5 protein-coding genes are annotated in these 2,676 nt (G+C 51.9%); all 5 read right to left on the bottom strand.

Annotation, left to right across the window (positions count from 1 at the left end; translation table 11 throughout):
- Positions 1 to 297: hypothetical protein (locus tag CW742_RS10145; RefSeq protein WP_292419980.1), on the bottom strand; the 297-nt coding region annotated here is incomplete at its 3' end.
- Between the two features lie 333 nt (positions 298 to 630).
- A complete protein-coding gene (locus tag CW742_RS10140; protein WP_292419978.1) occupies positions 631 to 1,224 on the bottom strand; it encodes a QueT transporter family protein in 594 nt (197 codons plus the stop codon).
- 96 nt (positions 1,225 to 1,320) lie between these two features.
- Positions 1,321 to 1,566, bottom strand: coding sequence for a hypothetical protein (locus CW742_RS10135; protein ID WP_292419975.1), 246 nt, complete (start codon positions 1,564 to 1,566; stop codon positions 1,321 to 1,323).
- A 461-nt stretch (positions 1,567 to 2,027) separates the two neighbouring features.
- Positions 2,028 to 2,267: a hypothetical protein gene (locus CW742_RS10130; RefSeq protein WP_292419973.1), complete on the bottom strand. Its 240-nt coding sequence runs from the start codon at positions 2,265 to 2,267 to the stop codon at positions 2,028 to 2,030.
- 83 nt (positions 2,268 to 2,350) lie between these two features.
- Entirely contained in the window at positions 2,351 to 2,659 is a 309-nt protein-coding gene (locus CW742_RS10125; protein WP_292419971.1) for a putative quinol monooxygenase, read from the bottom strand.
- Positions 2,660 to 2,676 lie beyond the last annotated feature (17 nt).

Genomic DNA, 2,676 nt, shown 5'->3' with positions numbered 1-2,676 from the left:
ATTAACATGAACGATTGTTGCATTGGGGCTGATGAGATCAGGAATCGTGCGAAGGTAATCCGGATGTACTTCATCGATCATACAATAATCGTAATGCGGTCGCTCTGTAGGAGATGTCGCCGGATTTTGCTGAGTTGTTTGTAGGGATGGTGAAGGCTGAAGGTTCTGTTGCGGGATACTTTGGGATTCATTTGGATGCAGGTAAGTAATAAAAATCAGCGCAGATCCGGTAAACATCATAAAAATAAAAACGAGAGAAATCGCGATTTTGTGCTTTTTTATTTCAGACAAATTCATAGATCCATCACATGTTGATTAATTAGTTGTTTTATCACGTAAATTAATAATTATTTATTTTATCATTTTAACGCAATGATTTGTTTTGAAAGTTGTGGCACGATCGGAGTCGTCCACACCAGGAAATATATTTCATTCTATATACGATTTCTCACCGAGTACCTTCCGCTTTTTTGAGGATGTCGAATGCTGAAAGCATGAGACACGAGAAGACCGCAGGTCTTCGAAACCACCCCAAATTTTCCCGGATTCTTTGAGGAAACACCAACCGGAATGAGAGCCGGAAAGAACGAATCACGCAGGTAGCTCGCCGATCGTTCCAGGTATAAGATTTCAGGACCAACTCTCCCCATTACGCTCTGCCCATTCCCGGCCGTACACCAGCTTGTTGCGGAGCGCTGCATCGACGACCAGCCAGAAAAAAGCCGGCCCGACAACCATTGCCCAGAAGAGGTTGTTGCCGAGGTAACTGCTGACCTTGCTCATGAACGGCCGGTCAAAGAAGACCGTGCCGCAGGCTGCAAGGAGCACCATACAGGAGCTGACCACGATGAGGCTCGTGGCAAGGAAACAGACGATTGTACGATAATCCCTGCGGATCGCCCGGCCCTTCACCAGGTGGAAAAAGAGCCGGTAGGAGAGATAGGGGATGAGGACGTTGATGAGAAACCCGAAGATGCTCATCGCGGACCACGAGCCGCCAAAGAAATCCCCGGCAATGTTTCCTATGCCGAGGCCCCATGCGGCTGCGGGGCCAAAGAGGACACCGAGGGTGACGAGCATGAACGCGGCCGGCCGGAGTGAGATGCCGAAGATATCGATGCCGGGGTAATTGAACGGGATGAGAACGAGCACATAGAAGAGCGCAGTTGCGCCAATCCATATCCGCCCGTCCCGGTCGGTCCAGGCCGTCACCAATTCATGCATTGTTCATATCTGGGATGAGCCCGGGCAAAAAATTTACGGGATGATCGTCACGGGACACCGGCCCGGCGGCGATTTCCCGGGCCGGCCCTGGATTCCTCAGCAGGCCACAGCCCTGCATGTCATGAGGCAGTTGAAGTAATTCGTGTTGGTTGAGGAAGAGCCGCAGTCCTGTTTGCATTGTGTGCATGACGTGGTACCCCAGCCAGCGTTCTCGGGAGTATTGACGTTCTGCTGCGCAGGGAGGTCAACAGCAAGATAATGGGCCCCGGCAAGGATGCTGCCCAGTGCAGCAAGGCAGATCATGAAGAGCACGAAATGGGCGATGGGAGATTTCTCTGACATATTTTCACCACAGGGATAATCCTGATCTCTGTTCTGCTGCGATCCTATATAGTGACAAAGGGTTGCCGGCCCCCGGCACATTGGGCTTCAATACCCTGACAGATCAGGTCACATTCACTGAGGCATTTGAATTTATCAGGTACGAACTGGCAGTTGGACGTGCAGATAGCGCACTTACTCAATTTATTTGAGTTCTCCATGGCAGGGAGGGCATTCTGTTCCGTCAGGTCAACGGTAGCATAGTGAGCCCCGGCAGCGATGCTTCCGGCGATCCCCAGGCATACCAGGAAAAGCATGAGTCTTGCAGGCGGGGATCGTTCGGATGCTGAGATGGGTGTAACCTCTCTTCGCTTCGGGTTATCGTAATGGGTATAAAAGAACAGTGAAATGCCTGTCCCGCCCATGCATCCGCGGGGTAACCCCGTCCCCCGGAGCAGGCTTCCGTTACGGCTGCACAGGAATCAGCATACCAGATCGCAGTCATTCAGGCACGTGATCGGGGTTGGAGAATACGTGCAGGCAAACCTGCACTTCTCACACCCTATAAAGGCGGCATTCTCCGGCTGCAGGGTGGAAATGTGCTCCTGAAGGGGGAGATCGATGGCATAGTAGTGCACACCGGCGACAATACTGCCAGCAGCCGCCAAAAAAACCAGGAAAAGCATGAGCCTCGCAAGCGGGGATTGTTTGGATGCGGTCATGGATTCGTCCTCACTACCATCCGATTTGACGGGCGGGTATATAAGCGAATCGTGAAACGGATCCCTTGCGTCCGCTTCCCGCATCACTCGCCCATCGTGACCGACTCAGTAGAAGCAACCTCGTAGATCTTCAGCTTTGTCGTGGCAGACTGCCACGGCGTTGTCTTTTCAAAATACTCCCGCATATGGGGCTGTGCGATATGATCGTCGAGATGCTTTCTGCCCGCCCATTCTTCAAGAAAATGATAGGAATCGCCGGAAATGCCGACAACCAGTTCGTAACGGGTGCACCCGTTCTCGTTTCTCACTACCGGGACGATCTTTTTCACTTCGCGGATGAAATCACCACGGTGTTCCGGTGCAATGAAGCATTCGGCATCAACAAGGATCATGGTGTATCACCGGTATG

Source organism: Methanoregula sp. (assembly GCF_002835825.1).
In the GTDB taxonomy this organism is placed as follows: domain Archaea; phylum Halobacteriota; class Methanomicrobia; order Methanomicrobiales; family Methanospirillaceae; genus Methanoregula.
This window is presented reverse-complemented; position numbering and strand designations above follow the sequence as displayed.

Coding starts and splice junctions, on each gene's coding strand:
- CW742_RS10125 (WP_292419971.1), bottom strand. CDS start 2,659: ATGATCCTTGTTGATGCCGAATGCTTCATTGCACCGGAACACCGTGGT.
- CW742_RS10135 (WP_292419975.1), bottom strand. CDS start 1,566: ATGTCAGAGAAATCTCCCATCGCCCATTTCGTGCTCTTCATGATCTGC.
- CW742_RS10130 (WP_292419973.1), bottom strand. CDS start 2,267: ATGACCGCATCCAAACAATCCCCGCTTGCGAGGCTCATGCTTTTCCTG.
- CW742_RS10140 (WP_292419978.1), bottom strand. CDS start 1,224: ATGCATGAATTGGTGACGGCCTGGACCGACCGGGACGGGCGGATATGG.